The sequence below is a fragment of the Novosphingobium acidiphilum DSM 19966 genome (assembly GCF_000429005.1).
In the GTDB taxonomy this organism is placed as follows: Bacteria; Pseudomonadota; Alphaproteobacteria; order Sphingomonadales; family Sphingomonadaceae; genus Novosphingobium; species Novosphingobium acidiphilum.
Genome location: NZ_AUBA01000005.1, coordinates 90,138 through 105,633 on the forward strand (window position 1 = coordinate 90,138; position 15,496 = coordinate 105,633).

General features: G+C 63.8%; 12 protein-coding genes and 1 tRNA gene. 6 read left to right on the plus strand and 7 right to left on the minus strand.

The window, feature by feature from the left end:
* Window positions 1-179 precede the first annotated feature (179 nt).
* Together G404_RS0105905 and recG are read right to left on the minus strand one after the other, a co-directional pair.
* Window positions 180-617 (minus strand): DUF3429 domain-containing protein, encoded by a 438-nt coding sequence (locus G404_RS0105905; RefSeq protein WP_028640259.1) that lies wholly within the window; start codon window positions 615-617, stop codon window positions 180-182.
* 114 nt (window positions 618-731) lie between these two features.
* A complete protein-coding gene (recG, locus tag G404_RS0105910; protein ID WP_028640260.1) occupies window positions 732-2,789 on the minus strand; it encodes an ATP-dependent DNA helicase RecG in 2,058 nt (685 codons plus the stop codon).
* 128 nt (window positions 2,790-2,917) lie between these two features.
* On the opposite strand from recG, the gene G404_RS0105915 reads away from it, so the two are divergent.
* From G404_RS0105915 to G404_RS0105925, 3 genes are all read left to right on the plus strand, one after another.
* The gene (locus G404_RS0105915) at window positions 2,918-3,184 is read left to right on the plus strand and encodes an FAD assembly factor SdhE (RefSeq protein WP_028640261.1); all 267 of its coding nucleotides are present in this window, start codon (window positions 2,918-2,920) and stop codon (window positions 3,182-3,184) included.
* A gap of 22 nt (window positions 3,185-3,206) precedes the next feature.
* Window positions 3,207-6,686: a transcription-repair coupling factor gene (gene mfd, locus G404_RS0105920; protein ID WP_028640262.1), complete on the plus strand. Its 3,480-nt coding sequence runs from the start codon at window positions 3,207-3,209 to the stop codon at window positions 6,684-6,686.
* Between the two features lie 257 nt (window positions 6,687-6,943).
* Window positions 6,944-7,495: a hypothetical protein gene (locus tag G404_RS0105925; RefSeq protein WP_156906216.1), complete on the plus strand. Its 552-nt coding sequence runs from the start codon at window positions 6,944-6,946 to the stop codon at window positions 7,493-7,495.
* A 59-nt stretch (window positions 7,496-7,554) separates the two neighbouring features.
* Here the strand turns inward: G404_RS0105925 and G404_RS0105930 are convergent, their stop codons facing one another.
* Window positions 7,555-8,919 (minus strand): GGDEF domain-containing phosphodiesterase, encoded by a 1,365-nt coding sequence (locus tag G404_RS0105930; RefSeq protein WP_245584413.1) that lies wholly within the window; start codon window positions 8,917-8,919, stop codon window positions 7,555-7,557.
* A gap of 54 nt (window positions 8,920-8,973) precedes the next feature.
* Between G404_RS0105930 and G404_RS0105935 the strand changes: the two genes are divergently transcribed.
* From G404_RS0105935 to G404_RS18270, 3 genes are all read left to right on the plus strand, one after another.
* The gene (locus tag G404_RS0105935; protein WP_028640265.1) at window positions 8,974-9,756 is read left to right on the plus strand and encodes an NAD kinase; all 783 of its coding nucleotides are present in this window, start codon (window positions 8,974-8,976) and stop codon (window positions 9,754-9,756) included.
* Window positions 9,757-9,843: 87 nt separating this feature from the next.
* A tRNA-Asn gene (locus G404_RS0105940) sits at window positions 9,844-9,918 on the plus strand.
* A 178-nt stretch (window positions 9,919-10,096) separates the two neighbouring features.
* Window positions 10,097-10,702 carry a hypothetical protein gene (locus tag G404_RS18270; protein ID WP_156906217.1) on the plus strand — a complete coding sequence of 202 codons (606 nt, stop codon included), beginning with the start codon at window positions 10,097-10,099 and terminating at the stop codon, window positions 10,700-10,702.
* Window positions 10,703-10,828: 126 nt separating this feature from the next.
* Here G404_RS18270 and secA read toward each other — a convergent pair whose 3' ends face one another.
* The 4 genes from secA to G404_RS19785 form a co-directional block, all read right to left on the minus strand.
* Window positions 10,829-13,567 (minus strand): preprotein translocase subunit SecA, encoded by a 2,739-nt coding sequence (secA, locus tag G404_RS0105950; protein WP_028640266.1) that lies wholly within the window; start codon window positions 13,565-13,567, stop codon window positions 10,829-10,831.
* Between the two features lie 99 nt (window positions 13,568-13,666).
* Window positions 13,667-13,927: a hypothetical protein gene (locus tag G404_RS0105955; RefSeq protein ID WP_028640267.1), complete on the minus strand. Its 261-nt coding sequence runs from the start codon at window positions 13,925-13,927 to the stop codon at window positions 13,667-13,669.
* 81 nt (window positions 13,928-14,008) lie between these two features.
* Window positions 14,009-14,638, minus strand: a complete 630-nt coding sequence (locus tag G404_RS19780; protein ID WP_169719689.1) for an energy transducer TonB — start codon at window positions 14,636-14,638, stop codon at window positions 14,009-14,011.
* Between the two features lie 58 nt (window positions 14,639-14,696).
* Window positions 14,697-15,392 (minus strand): energy transducer TonB, encoded by a 696-nt coding sequence (locus G404_RS19785; RefSeq protein WP_169719690.1) that lies wholly within the window; start codon window positions 15,390-15,392, stop codon window positions 14,697-14,699.
* Window positions 15,393-15,496: the final 104 nt, after the last annotated feature.

The following is a 15,496-nucleotide window of genomic DNA, read 5'->3' on the forward strand; positions in this document are numbered from 1 at the left end:
TCGGAAAGTACCCGCCACCCGCTGTCGAGCGCTGCGATAGGGGCATATTAGCAAGGTTGCCGCCAGGGCTTTGCCACGGGCGTGACCTCGTCGAACAAGACCGGGTGGCAGCATTTTTCAGACGCAGCACTGGTCTGCGCCATGCCGACATCGAGGGGGTGATCCTGAAAGCCGCTGCCCTAGTGCGCCATCAATCCGATCGCGAGCGACAGCCCGCCCAGCCCCAGGGACAACCGCCAGCGCAGCGCCATCCATCCGGCCGGCGCAAATCCGGTTGCGCGGTCGATCAGCGGAGATGCCGCGATCAATGCGCCCAGCATGATCAGTTCGGGCCCCGGCCAGGTGTCGCCGACCATCCACGGAAACCACAGCGCCAGCGCGATCAGGCTGGGCAATACGGCCACGGCAAAGACCCAGCGCGGCGCGCGCGGCATCGCCATTGCCCGCCCCCACCATACCCCGCCCAGAAAGCTGAAGATCAACGCAGCATAGCCGAACGCCATCGCCAGTGCGGTCCATTTTTCGGGCCCATCCTTGAGCACGGCCACAAACGCGGCGGCCTGGGGCAGCAACCCTGCATAGCCAAGCAGGCGGGCGTTGTCGGATACGGGTTCCATGCGGCCCGATAGCCTGCCCGGGTTGTTTTTGCCCCTGCCCGCACGGGCAATCGCGCAGATCAGGCAATCAGGCCGAATCGGCCGTTGGGCCGCAATGCCACCGACATGTCGATGTCAGCCACCGCGCAACAATTGCACACCCCAGTCGCGCTCGAACAGATAGAGCAGTGTCCGCGCCGCCTGGCCACGCGGACTGTCGAGCCCGCCGTCGCGTTCCATCAACAGCCGGGCATCGTCGTGGGCAACCGGCAACAGCCGCGCGATCTGTTCAAAATCGGCCACGCGAAACGGCGTATCACCCGATTGCCGCGTGCCGAGCAGCTCGCCCCCGCCGCGCAGGCGCAGATCCTCTTCCGCCAGGCGGAAGCCGTCCTGCGTTTCGCGCATCAGCGCCAGCCGTTCGCGGCCGACCTCGGACAAGGCTTCGCCACGCAACAGCAGACAGGTCGATTTGCCGCTGCCGCGCCCGACCCGGCCGCGCAACTGGTGCAATTGCGCCAGGCCAAAGCGTTCGGCCTGTTCGATCACCATCAGCGTGGCATTGGGCACATCGACGCCCACCTCGATCACCGTGGTCGCCACCAGCAGGCCCGCCTGGCCACAGGCAAAGCGTTCCATCGCCGCATCCTTGGCCTCGGGCCGCAATTGTCCGTGGACCAGTTCGACGCCGTCGCCAAAGCGCAGCTTCAGCGCGGCATGGCGTGCCTCGGCTGCGGCCAGATCCTCGGTTTCCTGTTCGCGCACCATCGGGCACACCCAATAGGCCTGACCGCCCGCAGCCAGATGGCGCCCGACACCCGCGATCACTTCGTCCATTCGCTCGGTCGATACCACGCGCGTGTCGATCGGCTGTCGCCCGGGCGGCATCTCGTCCAGCCGCGACACGTCCATTTCGCCATATTGCGCCAGGGTCAGCGTGCGCGGGATCGGCGTTGCGGTCATGGCCAGGCAATGCGCGGTGGTCCTGGCCTTCTGCGTCAGCAACAGGCGTTGCCCCACGCCAAACCGGTGCTGTTCGTCGATCACCACCAACGCCAGGTTGCGATAGGCCACCGCATCCTGAAAAATGGCGTGGGTGCCGATCAGGATCTGGATCGACCCATCGAGCAGGCCCATCAGCGTGGCTTCGCGCGCCTTGCCCTTGTCACGCCCGGTCAGGATCGCGATCGACACGCCGGTGCCCGCCAGCATCCGGGTCAGCGTTTCGGCATGCTGACGCGCCAGAATTTCGGTCGGAGCCAGCAGCGCCGCCTGCGTTCCGGATTCGACCGCGATCAGCATCGCGTGCAGCGCCACGGCCGTCTTGCCCGATCCGACATCGCCCTGCAGCAGGCGCAGCATCGGCGCGCCCTGCACCATGTCGGCCTCGATCTCGGCAATCGCGCGGGTCTGCGCGCCAGTCAGCGAAAACGGCAGGTTCAACCGCGCGCGCAGATGCCCGTCACCATGCAGCGGCACGCCGCGCCGGGTGCGATTGGCCGCGCGCACCAGCATCAGCGCCAGGCTGTTGGCCAGCAATTCGTCATAGGCCAGCCGATCGCGCGCATCGGCATCCGCCGCCTTGTGCACGCGGATCACCGCCTCGCGCCAGCCAGGCCAGCCTTCGCGCGCGATCAGGCCAGGCTCGATCCATTCGGGCAGATCGGGCAGATGGTCCAGCGCCTGCGCCGCCAGCGCGGCGATCCGCCCCTGGGTCAGGCCATCGGACAGCGCATAGACCGGTTCGGTCAGATGCCCCGCCAGCGCGCCGCTGTCTTGCGCCACATGATCGGGATGGACGATCTGCCGTGTCTGGCCAAACTGGTCGAGGCGGCCGGCGATCCATAGCCGCTCGCCCGGGGGCAGCAGCTTGCGCGCGGTATACGAAGCGCGGCCGAAATAGGTCAGCGCGATCACATCGCCCGCATCATCTTCGGCCAGCACGCGATACGGCCCACGTCCCGCGCTGGCGCGATGTTCGCGCACGGTCAGCGCGATCACGATGTTTTCACCCACCGCCGCTTCGTCCAGCCGCGTCACCACGCGCCGCGACACAAACCGTTCGGGCAGATGATAGGCCAGATCGCGAATGCGGGTCAGGCCCAGCCGTTCGAGCGGACGCGCCAGGCCTGCGCCCACGCCTTTGAGGCTGCCGGTTTCGGCAAACAGGGGATTGAGCAGTTCGGGCCGCATTGCCCAATGGCTGTAACCGGGCCGCCGCGCCAGCGCCACCATCGCTGTGCAATGCCCCACAGGTTCTTGGGCGGCTTGCACCTTGCGTCCATATTGCGACCGCGGATGGATTGGCCTAGGGGCACCGCATGGATGTTACCGACCGCCTTCGCCGTCTGAAATTCCGCGCGTGGCATCGCGGCACGCGTGAGGCGGATTACATGATCGGCTGTTTCTTCGATCGCCACCACGCCACCTGGTCCGAGGCCGAGGTCGCGCTGTTCGAACGGCTGGTCGAAGAAGAAGACGTCGATATCATGGCCTGGGCGCTGGGCACGCAGGCCGTGCCCGACGGGTATGCCGGCCCGATGCTCGACGCGATGCTCCGTCTCGATTACGTGGACATTCCGCGCTAGGCCAAGGCGCGGATCCCCTGTCATGCCCGATATTGCCCGCATCCTTTCGGCCACCGCGCCGCTGACCCTGTCATCGCTGGCGCGCGGAAGCCAGCCACTGGTGCTTGCCGATCTGGCGCGCGCCAGCAAGGGTCGTGCTGTGTTCATCGCCGCCGACGATGCGGCAATGCGCGCCGTGGTCGATACCGCCACGTTCTTTGCCCCCGAACTCGACGTGGTGGAATTCCCCGGCTGGGACTGTCTGCCCTTTGACCGATCGTCGCCCGCGCTGTCGGTCAGCGCGCGGCGGCTGGCCGCGCTGGCGCGGTTGCAGGTCAAACGCAGCGCGCCGCAATTGCTGGTGACGACCGTGGCCGCGGTGCTGCAGCGCGCATTGACCCCGTTTCGCATCCGCGAGGCGACGCGGGTGCTCAAGCCAGGGATGGAGGTCAACCGCGAAAGCCTGATCGCGCTGTTGCAGCGGCTGGGCTATTCGCGCGCCGACACGGTTGTCGATGCCGGCGAATACGCGGTGCGCGGCGGCGTGTTCGACATTTTTCCCAGCGGGCTCGATCACGGATTGCGGCTCGATTTCTTTGGCGACGAACTGGAAACGCTGCGCCTGTTCGACCCCGCGACGCAGCGTTCGGTGCAGCCGGTCGACAGCCACCTGCTGATCCCGGCAAGCGAGGCGCTGCTTGACGAAGGCAGCATCAAACGTTTTCGCAGCCGTTATCGCGAACTGTTCGGCGCCAATGCCACCGGCGATCCGCTGTATCAGGCGATCAGCGACGGGCGGCGGCTGGCGGGCATGGAACACTGGCTGCCGCTGTTTGAAGACCGCCTGGTCACGCTGTTTGACCATCTGGGCGAAGATGATCTGGTGGTGCTTGATTCGGGCGCCGCCAAATCGGCCGAAACCCGCCTGTCCGACATTGCCGATTACCACGATGCGCGGGTCGAATCCGCACGCGCGCAGGCCGGGCATTATCGCCCGCTCGATGCACAGACGCTGTACCTTGACAGCAATGAATTCGAACGCGCGCTGGCGGGATGGCCGGTGCATCGCATGTCGATCTTTGCCGAACCAGAATCGCCGCGCACGATCGATTTCGGTTTTGCCAGCGCGCACGATTTCGCGCCCGAACGCGCAAGCGGCGCCAATGTCTACGAAGCCGCGGCCAGACATCTGTCGGCGCTGGCCACGCGCGGGCTGAAACCGGTGCTTGCGGCCTATTCAACCGGATCGCGCGCACGGCTGGCCAGCCTGATCGGCGATGCCGGCAAAGCGCAGCCGGTCATGGCCGAAACCTGGCAGGATGCACTGGGCATCGCTGCCACCGGCCGCATCGCCGCGGTGGTGCTGCCGCTCGATCACGGCTTTGCCGGCGAAACGCTTGAACTGCTGACCGAACAGGACATCCTGGGCGACCGGCTGGTGCGCAAAAAGCGCAAGCGCAAGGATGCCGATGCGTTCCTGGCCGAACTGTCCGCGCTGACCCCCGGCGATCTGGTCGTGCACATGGAGCACGGCATCGGCCGCTACGAAGGGCTTGAGGCGATCCGCGTGGGCGACAGCCCGCACGACTGTGTGCAGCTGACTTATGCCGGCAATGACAAGCTGTATATCCCGGTCGAAAACCTTGACGTGCTGTCGCGCTATGGCAGCGAGAACGAGGGCGTGGCACTCGATCGGCTGGGCGGCGAAGCGTGGCAGCGGCGCAAGGCCAAGCTGCGCGAACGCATTCTGGAGATGGCCGGGCAACTGATGGCGACCGCCGCACAGCGCGCGTTGCGCCAGGCCGATGCCATCGAGGTCGACCCGGCAAGCTTCGGACCGTTTGTCGACCGTTTTCCGTGGACCGAAACCGACGATCAGGAACGCGCGATCGACGACGTGCTGTCCGACATGGCCTCGGGCAAGCCGATGGACCGGCTGGTGTGCGGCGATGTCGGCTTTGGCAAGACCGAGGTCGCGCTGCGCGCCGCGTTCGTGGCCGCCATGTCGGGGCATCAGGTGGCAATCGTCGCCCCCACCACCCTGCTTGCGCGCCAGCATTACACATCGTTTGTCGAACGTTTTTCCGGGTTTCCGCTGCAGATCGGCCGCCTGTCGCGGCTGGTTGCGCCCAAGGAAGCGGCCGAGACACGCGCGGGCCTGGCCAAAGGCACGATCGACATCGTGATCGGCACGCATGCGCTGCTGTCCAAATCGATCGAGTTTCATCGCCTGGGCCTGGTGATCGTGGACGAGGAACAGCACTTTGGTGTCACCCACAAGGAAAAGCTGAAAGAGCTCAAGGCCGACGTCCATGTCCTGACGCTGACCGCCACGCCGATCCCGCGCACGCTACAGATGGCAATGTCGGGCCTGCGCGAACTGTCGACGATCCAGACCCCGCCGGTCGACCGGCTGGCTGTGCGTACCTATGTCAGTGCGTGGGACGATCTGATGATGCGCGAAGCGCTGATGCGCGAACACCAGCGCGGCGGGCAAAGCTTTATCGTCGTGCCGCGCATTGCCGACATGCCCGACATGGAAGAATGGCTGCGGCTGAACGTGCCCGAAATCCGCGCCGTATCCGCGCACGGGCAGATGAGCCCGAGCGAAGTCGAAGACCGCATGTCGGCATTTTATGACCGCAAGTACGAAGTGCTGCTGTCGACCACGATCATCGAAAGCGGGATCGACATCCCCAGCGCCAACACCATGATCCTGCACCGCGCCGACCGGTTCGGCCTGGCCCAGCTGTACCAGCTGCGCGGCCGGGTCGGGCGCGGCAAGCTGCGCGCCTATGCCTATCTGACCTATCCGCAGAACCAGGCGCTGAGCGAAATTGCCGAAAAGCGGCTGAAAGTGCTGGGCGATCTCGATTCGCTGGGCGCCGGGTTCCAGCTGGCCAGCCACGATCTCGATCTGCGCGGCGCGGGCAATCTGCTGGGCGATGAACAATCGGGCCATGTCAAAGAGGTCGGCTTCGAACTGTACCAGTCGATGCTCGAAGATGCGATCCTGGCGGCCAAGGCCGGCGATTTCACGATGATGCGCGAACGCGGCGCCTTGAACCCGACGATCACGGTCGACGCACCGATCATGATCCCCGAGGATTATGTGCCCGATCTGGCCGTGCGCATGGCGCTTTATCGTCGCATGAACGATGCCGAAGGACCCGACGCGGTCGAGGCGCTGGCCGCCGAAATGATCGATCGGTTTGGCCCCCTGCCCGGCCCGACGCAAAACCTGCTGCGCCTGATCGAGGTCAAACGTCAGGCGATCATTGCCGGCATCAGCAAGATCGACGTGGGCGCAAAAGGCGCGCTGGTCAGCTTTCAAAGCGATTCTTTCGCCGATCCGCTGGGCCTGGTGGCCTATGTGGCGCGACTCAACGGTGTCGCCAAACTGCGCCCCGACAACAAGCTGGTGATCCAGCGCGCCTGGGGCACAGCCGAGGCGCGGCTCAACGGCCTGGTCCAGCTGACCCGCGGCCTGTCCGCCATCGTGCGCAAGGCCGGCAAAGCCTGAGCCTACAGCCGGAGCACGCGTTGCTCCGGCGTGTTCCTGCAAAAAGACCGGAAAATTAAGGCGTTGGCGCAGATGTGCGCAGCGCTGCACGCGGATCGTTGCGCGCGACGGGTCGATCAGTCGCCATATCGGCAGGCCAAGACACCGCACCGCGTGCGCCCCGGAAACCATGAAAATATCGAGCCCGCACAGTTACGTATGAATCCTTAGCGCATCTATTTAAGTAGAATTCCCGAAATAAAATTCTATGCAGCGGCATGCACAATGATTTGAATAAAAAAACCAACAAATTTATTAAACGTAAATTATGGTTTATTGCCACCACAGTATTCATTTACTCGTCTTCACCTGTTTTGGCGAATCCCGCCGTATATGGACCCTTTATTGATGAACCCATAGCTGACGTTGCCAATAACGAATCCGGCGTCGATCCGCGCGCCGCAGAGCGCACGAATGACAGCCAAAGTCTTGAAAACACGGTAACCGGGGCCGCCTGGAACCGGCGGCAGAAATTGCTGATGGGCATGGAGCTGGAATACCAGCTGTTGAACGCGATGGATGCGCTGGAAACCGAAAAATGCATGCATCAAAGATACTGTACGGAGCGCAATCCGATACTTGGGCGCCACCCGACCACAGCCCGGCTTTTGGCGTTCAAACTGGGTGGCGGCATCAGCCACTTCATGCTGTACCGCCGCATCAGCAACACCCACAGCCGCGCGAAGCTGGCCATGGCGACATGGATCGAGATCGTTTCACTCGCAACCCAGGGAACGGTTGTCGCACTCAATTTCAAAAGCGTATTCTGATCCGCAATCGCGCCGGGCGCGGTGCCGACGTTGCTTTGCGCGATGTTTGACCGTCCGGCCTATTGCCGGGCAAGCATCGCAAACGCCTCTGCCGAAACCGGCCCGGCGCGCAAAAATCCCTGGAACAGGTTGCAGCCTTCTTCCGCCAGGATGGCCAGCTGCGCGTCATCTTCGACGCCTTCGGCGATCACTTTCAGATCGAGCGCGCTGGCCATTGCGATCATCGCCGCCACGATCGCGCGATCGCGCGGATCGCGGGCAATATCGCGCACCAGCGATCGATCGAGTTTCAGCGCATCAAGCGGCAAAGCCTTCAACGTGCGGAAATTGGAAAATCCGGTGCCGAAGTCATCCAGCGCAACCTGCACCCCGTCGCCCGCCAGCGTGGTCAGTGCGCGCGCACACGCCTCGTAATCGCCGATCAGCGACTGTTCGGTAATCTCCAGCGTCAACCGTTCGGGGGCAAAGCCGGTCTGCCCCAGCAGCCCCAGCACCGAGCCCGCCACATCGCCCAGCGCGAAATCTTCGGCCGTGATGTTCAATGACATGCGCAAGGGCCGCGGCCACGCCGCTGCCAGCGTCAGTGCGCGCCGCGCGATATGGTGCGACAGCTGCGCCACGTGGTCGCCCCGGTCGGCCACGGCAAACAGCGTCTCGGCCGAAATACGGCCAAAGCGCGGGTGTTCCCACCGTGCCAGCGCCTCGGCCCCCGCCAGCGCCCCCGTGGCACATTCGAATTGCGGCTGAAACAGCACGGTAATCTCGTCGCGGTGCATCGCGCCCAGCAAATCGGCCTCGAGCAGGGCGACGCTGCCGCCGGGCACCGCTTCGCCTTCATCACCCCACAGCACCCGCCACCCGGGCAGACGCTCCAGCATGGCCACCGCCTGCGCCAGGCGATCGATCACGCCTTCGCCGCTGTCGTCCGGGCGCACGTCCAGCAGCGCGATACGCGGCACCAGATGCAGCGCATCGCCCTCGACGGTCAATGCGCGGCCGATGACCCGGCCCAGCGCCTCGGCCAGGTATTGCCAGCGATCGCGGCCCGGTGCGGCACGCGCGGCCAGCAGGAATTGCCCGCCGGCCAGGCGCGCGATCAGCGCATCGGCGGCAATCTCGGACTGGACAAAATCGTCGATGCGGTGCGCCATGTCCATCAGCACCTTGTCGCCCGCGGGCTGGCCATAGGCCAGGTTCACAGTCTGCAGGCGTGGCAGGCTGATCAGCATGGCCTTGACCTCGCCATCCCCCGACGCTGCCTCAAGCCAGGCGCGCGCCGCATCGGCGCCGGCAAGGCCCGTCAGAAAATCGGAAGAGGGATGGTTTGACCTGATCGCGCGCGGCATTGCGCGGCCATAGTCGATGTCGATGGGGAAATCATCCCCGCGCCGCTTTAACCATTGCGCCACATTGGGGCGGCCCATAAACCGTGGGGGACGCGTGACGCAGATCCCTGCCGATCACCGCAAGAGGGGACCATGTCCGAAACGCTGACCCGGCTCGCCCTGGTGGCATCGCCGACCGACCGCGCGCAAGAGGCCGCCGCCGAACTGCGCGCATCGCGCGACTGGGTCGATCTTGAACAGGCCGATGGCGTGGTTGCGCTGGGCGGCGACGGCTTCATGTTGCAGATCCTGCACCAGATGCTCGATGCCGGCCGTATCCTGCCGGTCTATGGCATCAATCTGGGCACTGTCGGGTTCTTGATGAACCGCCTGAAATCCAGCCGTACGCTGGATGAACGCATCGCGCGCGCGCGCCGCATCGCGGTGTCGCCGTTGTGGATGGAAGCCACCACCAATTCGGGCGATGTGCTGACATCGTGGGCGATCAACGAGGTATCGCTGCTGCGCGAAACCCGCCAGACCGCCAAGCTTGAAGTGACGGTGAACGGCAAGGTGCGCATTCCCGAACTGAGTTGCGACGGCATCCTGGTGGCAACGCCGGCCGGATCGACCGCGTACAATCTGTCCGCCAATGGCCCGATCCTGCCGCTGGGGTCGAACATGCTGGCGCTGACCCCGATCAGCCCGTTCCGGCCGCGGCGGTGGCGTGGGGCGATCCTGCCCGAAACCGCCGAGATCGTGTTTCGCGCACGCGAATCGACCAAACGCCCGGTGTCGGTCGTGGCCGACCAGATCGAAGTGCGCGATGTGCGCGAAGTGCGCGTGCGCGCCTGGCCCGAACATCAGCTGACCTTGCTGTTCGACAAGGGCAAGAGCCTGGACGAACGCATTTTCGCCGAACAGTTCATGGTGTGATTTTTTGCACAGGCCATGCGATTTGGGTGCTTGCCAAACCGCAAACGCCTGTTATTAGCGCGCTCCTGCCCCGGGCAACCGGGCCGTTCCCTGATAGCTCAGCGGTAGAGCTCTCGACTGTTAATCGAGTGGTCGTAGGTTCGAATCCTACTCAGGGAGCCATTTTTCACCATAGCGGCAAATTTCCGATCCGGCGTTGATCCGATCCGACGCGACTATATCGCCGGTGGATTTGCCATGGTGAGTTTCCATCGGTCCCGATCCGCACGTGCACTTTGACACAATCGCGCCATTTTGGTCTAACCATCGATAGGCGTTCCAGCCTGGATGGGGGAAATCGATGACGCGCAAAACTATCAGCCTGGGGCTGCTTTCGCTGGCGATCAGCAGCACTGCCCTGGCGCAGCCGACAGCAGCTGTCCCGGCCGCGCCTGCTGCGCCACAAGCCCCGGTTACGGCAACGGTGTTGCCCCCTCCAGCCGACAGCGTTGTCCATGTCGGCACGCCCATTTCGCTAAAATTGTCCGAAGAGATTACGACCAAGGAAAAACGTGCCCGCGTCGGTCAACGCATCAATCTTGAGGTGGCCGTGGCGCTGGAAGTCGCCGGCCATGTGGTAATCCCTGCCGGCACTCCGGCGGTTGGCGAAATCACCGAGGTGCGCAACAAGGGCATGTGGGGCAAGAGCGGGCATTTGACCGCGCAAGTCCTCTATCTGCGGCTTGGCAGTCGTCAAATCCGCATTTCAGGCACATTTGATGAAAAAGGTACCACCGGCACCGGTGGCGTGGTCGCCGCGGTTGTGTTTGTGCCGATTGCCGGTTTCCTGGTGACGGGCACAAGTGCCACGCTGCCCCTGGGGATGCCGGTCAAAGCCTTTATCGATGAAGACTTGCCGGTCGCCTTTACCGGTCCGGCCGCACCTGCACCGCTGGCGGTGCCATAACCATCATCTGGCCCAGCCACGAATGGTGCGGGACACCCCCCCGCCCCGGATCACATCCGGGGCGGGGATGGGTTGCGCGGGCGCGCGCGGTGTTTCGGAGATCGACCCTGGCCGGACGTAGATCGATCAGCCCACCGCGCCGTGGCAGTGCTTGTATTTCTGGCCCGATCCACAGGGGCACGCGGCGTTGCGGCTGATGTCCTGGCCGGCCCATGGGTCTTCTGTCACCTGCCCCGGGGTCTGCCCGCCGATCAGGCCCATCGCCGATGCAGCGCTGGGGATCAGGCGGCTGTCTTCTGCCATGGGCAGCGTATCAAGCTGACCAAACAGCGCGCCGGGCTGCGTCAGGAAATCGGGCAGATCGGGCAAGGTCAGCGGCTCGGGCTGCTGCATGCGGAATTCGGCGGTCATCAGGATGCGCGTCACATCCTCGCGGATCGCCTCGAGCATCTTTTCGAACAGGCCGAACGCCTCCTGCTTGTATTCGTTGATCGGGGTTTTCTGCGCATAGGCGCGCAGGAACACCACCTGGCGCAGCGCATCCAGCGTGGCGAGGTGTTCTTTCCAGTGGTGGTCGAGCCGTTCGAGCAGGATGCCCTTTTCCAGATTGGCCCAGCCTTCGGGATCGAACCCGGCGATGCGCGTTTCCATATAGGCATCGGCCATCGCGCAGATGCGTTCGTCGATCACGCTGGGTTCCAGGTGATCTTCGTGCATCCATTCGTCGATCGGCACGGTCAGGCCCAGCACTTCTTCGGCGCGGGCTTTCAGCATGTCGACCTTCCACTGTTCGGGGTACGATCCGGGCGGGCAGGCATCGCCGACCAGCGCGTTGATCGTGTCCTGGCGCATGTCGATCACCACATCGCCCACCGTGCCCGAATCCATGATGTCGGCGCGCTGTTCGTAGATCACCTTGCGCTGGTCGTTCATCACGTCGTCGTATTCGACCACCTGCTTGCGGATGTCGTAATTGCGCGCCTCGACCTTTTTCTGCGCGATCTCGATCGCCTTGGACAGATAGCGCGAACCGATGGCCTCACCATCGGCAAGGTTGGCGTTCATCATGCGCGAAAACATCGTGTCGGGGCCAAAGATGCGCAACAGATCGTCTTCGAGGCACAAGTAGAACTTTGACAGGCCGGGATCGCCCTGCCGCCCCGAACGGCCGCGCAACTGGTTGTCGATGCGGCGGCTTTCGTGGCGTTCGGTGCCGATCACGCACAGGCCGCCGGCTTCGACCACTTTGTGCTTGGCTTCGGCCACTTCGGTTTCGATCCGCGCGATTGCGGCGTCGCGCTCAGGCCCCGGGGCCAGGTGCGCCAATTCGTCCTCGATGCGGAATTCGGCATTGCCGCCCAGCTTGATGTCGGTGCCGCGTCCGGCCATGTTGGTGGCCACCGTCACCGCGCCCAGCCCGCCGGCCTGTGCCACGATATGCGCTTCGCGTTCGTGGAACCGCGCGTTGAGCACTTCGTGCGGCACGCCTTCGGCCTTCAAAAACTCGGACAGCAATTCGGATTTTTCGATCGACACCGTGCCCACCAGCACCGGTTGGCCGATCTCGTTCTTTTCGCGGATCAGCTTGGCAATCGCGCCGAACTTGTCCCGGGTGTTCTTGTAGAATTCGTCTTCTTCGTCGATCCGCTGCACCGGCACGTTGGTCGGGATCGTCACCACGTTCATCTTGTAGATGTCAAAAAATTCGGGTGCTTCGGTCGCCGCGGTGCCGGTCATGCCCGACAATTTGGGATACATGCGGAAAAAATTCTGGAACGTGATCGTCGCCATGGTCTGGTTTTCGGGCTCGATCTTCACGCCCTCCTTGGCCTCGACCGCCTGGTGCAGGCCGTTCGACCAACGGCGGCCGTCCATCATGCGCCCGGTGTTTTCGTCGATGATGACGATCTTGCCGTCCTTGACGATATAATCGATGTCGCGCTTGAACATCACGTTGGCCTTCAGCGCCTGGTCAAGGTGGTGCACGACCATGGTGTTGGCCATGTCATACAGGTTCGACCCTTCGAGCAGGCCCGCGGCTTCGAGTTCGCGTTCGGCCCATTCGACGCCGTCTTCGGTCAGATTGACGCTGCGCTGCTTTTCATCGGCCTCGTAATAGATCGGGTCGATCCGCTTGATCACCGCATCGACCGAGACATACAGATCGCTCTTGTCTTCGGTGGGGCCCGAAATGATCAGCGGCGTGCGCGCTTCGTCGATCAGGATCGAATCGACTTCATCGACGATGCCGTAATTGAACGGGCGGTGCACCATCATGCCGCGATCATGCTTCATGTTGTCGCGCAGATAGTCAAAGCCAAGCTCGTTGTTGGTCGCATAGGTGATGTCGCTGTTATAGGCGATGCGACGCTCTTCCTCGTTCATATTGGGCACGATCACCCCGACCGACAGCCCCAGAAAGCGATAAATCTGCCCCATCCAGTCGGCATCGCGCCGCGCCAGATAGTCATTGACCGTGACCACGTGGACGCCCTTGCCCTCGATCGCGTTGAGATAGGTCGCCAGGGTCGCCACCAGCGTCTTGCCTTCGCCCGTGCGCATTTCGGCGATTTCGCCACGATGGAGCACGATCCCGCCGATCATCTGCACGTCGAAATGGCGCATGCCCAGCACGCGCCGCGATGCTTCGCGGCAGGTGGCAAACGCCTCGGGCAGGATATCGTCAAGCGATTGGCCCTGGTCGAGCAGATCGCGGAATTTGCCGGTCTGCGCTTTCAGCTCGTCATCGGACAAAGCCTCCATTGCGGGTTCGAAAGCATTGATCTTGCGCACAATCTTGTCGAGCGATTTGACATAACGATCGTTGGACGAGCCGAACAGCGACTTGGCGAATTTGCCGAACATAAGCGGGGTTCCCGAATTGGAATTTGGATGACGGCCGCGCAAAGGATCGCGCCGGGCCTGGGACGTGAGTCGGGGGTGGGCGCAATGCGCCCGCGCGCACTATTCGTGCGGCTGATCGGCGATCGTGGTGCCGCAACTGGTGGCAAAGCCTGCCTCACGAGGGGGCAGTGGCCGGGTCATGTCGATCTGCACCGCCGCACGCGCCATGCGCGCGCGCACCGGGCATGTTGCAGCCGCCGGGGCCACTTCGCCCACAGCGATCTGGGCCTGGCCGACCACTTCGGCCGGCGACGCCGCAACCGCGACATCGCTCAGCGAAAGGCCCGACAACATGGCCAGAAGAACCAGCAGAAAACGCATTGCCGTGCCAGATAGGCGCATTTTGCTTAATGGTCCATTGCCAAAGCGCGCCAGCCTGATGCTGTCCGGTCCGCGCAACGATCAGGGTACGTTGGTTACAACATTGATCTCGGTCTGAACAACATGCCGATTGACCGGTTTGCCCGCCTTGTCGGTCTGACGCGCATAGGGCCCCAGATTGGCGCAGCGGTTGGCTTCTTCGTCTTTCACCAGGTATTCACCCAGTTCACCGCTGCTGGTCAGTTTGCAATTGCTGATCGTACCATCGGCGGCAACATCGTATTCCAGCCGGACTTGTCCCGGCAGGGGCACCGAAAATTTTCCGTCATCGGGCATTTGCCACCGCACGGTGTTGGTATAGCTGCCGATCACGGCAACGCCCTTGGCATTGGTCGCGGGCAGAAAACGCGCGCGTTGCAGCATCAGCTGGCACGTGCCCTGGTCAAGGGCGGCATTGCCGCTTGACGTGCGCACCTCGCATTGCGTCGGCACGCCATCGGCGCCAACCGTCAGCTCGAAACGCACCAGACCTTCGGCATTGTCGCGCAAGGCCGCGACTGGATAATCATCGTCGCTGGCCCACTCACCCGGTCGCCCCGCCGGCCGTGGCGGCAGGGGATGCGCAGCTGCATCGACCGCCTGAACGGTAATGGCAGCCGCCATCGCCAGCACAATCACCTGCCCTGTCCGCCTTGCCCGATTGCGCTTCATGCGTTCCCCCAACCTGTAAACACCCGCCGCAAACGTCACCACCGACACCCGCGCACGATCACGGCGCATCGGTCACATCCACGCGCATTTCTATCCGGACATGCTGTTTGACAGGCTTGCCCGCTTTGTTGGGCAGGGGCGCAAATGCCTGGCGTTTCAGGCAGAAATCACCGCCCATCAACGTTGCCAGCGTTCCGTCGGGGTCGTTTGCGGTGCAATTGGCAATTGTGCCATCGGGCATGACGTCGAGCGCCAGCGCGACCGTGCCCGTGCGCGGCGCCGGTTCGGCATCCTGCGGGATCGCCCAATTCACCGAGCTGCGCCAGGTGCCTGTCGTCGGTTTGCCCTGCGCATCCAGCGGTGGCCGGAATCGCGCACGACGCATCATCACGTCGCAGGTCGCCTGATCAAGATCGGGATAGTGGGTGGTCAGGGTAATCTGGCAATCGCTTGGCATGCCTTGCGCGTCAACGGTCAGCACAAAGCCGGCCCTGCCGGTTTCGTGTCGGCGCAGTGCCGCCACAGGATAGTCATTGTCGCTGGCCCAGTCACCGGGCCTGCCGACCGGGGTCACGTAGCCGCGTGGCGGCGGCGGTGCCGGGGGCGGCGGATAGATCGGCGGTGGGGCAAGCAGTGGCGGCAACGCGCTCTGGCCAAAGGCATCGAGGCCGATCAGCGCCAGCACCAGACCCGCCAGCCGCGCAACAATCCCGGCGTATCGCCGGCGCCGATAGATCGTGAACGGAATGGACACGCACTCTCCTTTGATCAACGCCGCCCGAAGATCACTGCTATTTGTTCCGCTGTCAAAGGCCCGATGCGCAAAAAACCGTCTCCCCCGCCACCCGGCAATCGTCT

Excerpts from the sequence above, each read along its gene's own strand:
- mfd (WP_028640262.1), top strand. The coding sequence starts at position 3,207 with ATGCCCGATATTGCCCGCATCCTTTCGGCCACCGCGCCGCTGACCCTG.
- G404_RS0105925 (WP_156906216.1), top strand. The coding sequence starts at position 6,944 with ATGCACAATGATTTGAATAAAAAAACCAACAAATTTATTAAACGTAAA.
- G404_RS0105930 (WP_245584413.1), bottom strand. The coding sequence starts at position 8,919 with ATGGGCCGCCCCAATGTGGCGCAATGGTTAAAGCGGCGCGGGGATGAT.
- G404_RS0105955 (WP_028640267.1), bottom strand. The coding sequence starts at position 13,927 with ATGCGTTTTCTGCTGGTTCTTCTGGCCATGTTGTCGGGCCTTTCGCTG.
- G404_RS0105935 (WP_028640265.1), top strand. The coding sequence starts at position 8,974 with ATGTCCGAAACGCTGACCCGGCTCGCCCTGGTGGCATCGCCGACCGAC.
- G404_RS18270 (WP_156906217.1), top strand. The coding sequence starts at position 10,097 with ATGACGCGCAAAACTATCAGCCTGGGGCTGCTTTCGCTGGCGATCAGC.
- recG (WP_028640260.1), bottom strand. The coding sequence starts at position 2,789 with ATGCGGCCCGAACTGCTCAATCCCCTGTTTGCCGAAACCGGCAGCCTC.
- secA (WP_028640266.1), bottom strand. The coding sequence starts at position 13,567 with ATGTTCGGCAAATTCGCCAAGTCGCTGTTCGGCTCGTCCAACGATCGT.
- G404_RS19780 (WP_169719689.1), bottom strand. The coding sequence starts at position 14,638 with ATGAAGCGCAATCGGGCAAGGCGGACAGGGCAGGTGATTGTGCTGGCG.
- G404_RS0105905 (WP_028640259.1), bottom strand. The coding sequence starts at position 617 with ATGGAACCCGTATCCGACAACGCCCGCCTGCTTGGCTATGCAGGGTTG.
- G404_RS0105915 (WP_028640261.1), top strand. The coding sequence starts at position 2,918 with ATGGATGTTACCGACCGCCTTCGCCGTCTGAAATTCCGCGCGTGGCAT.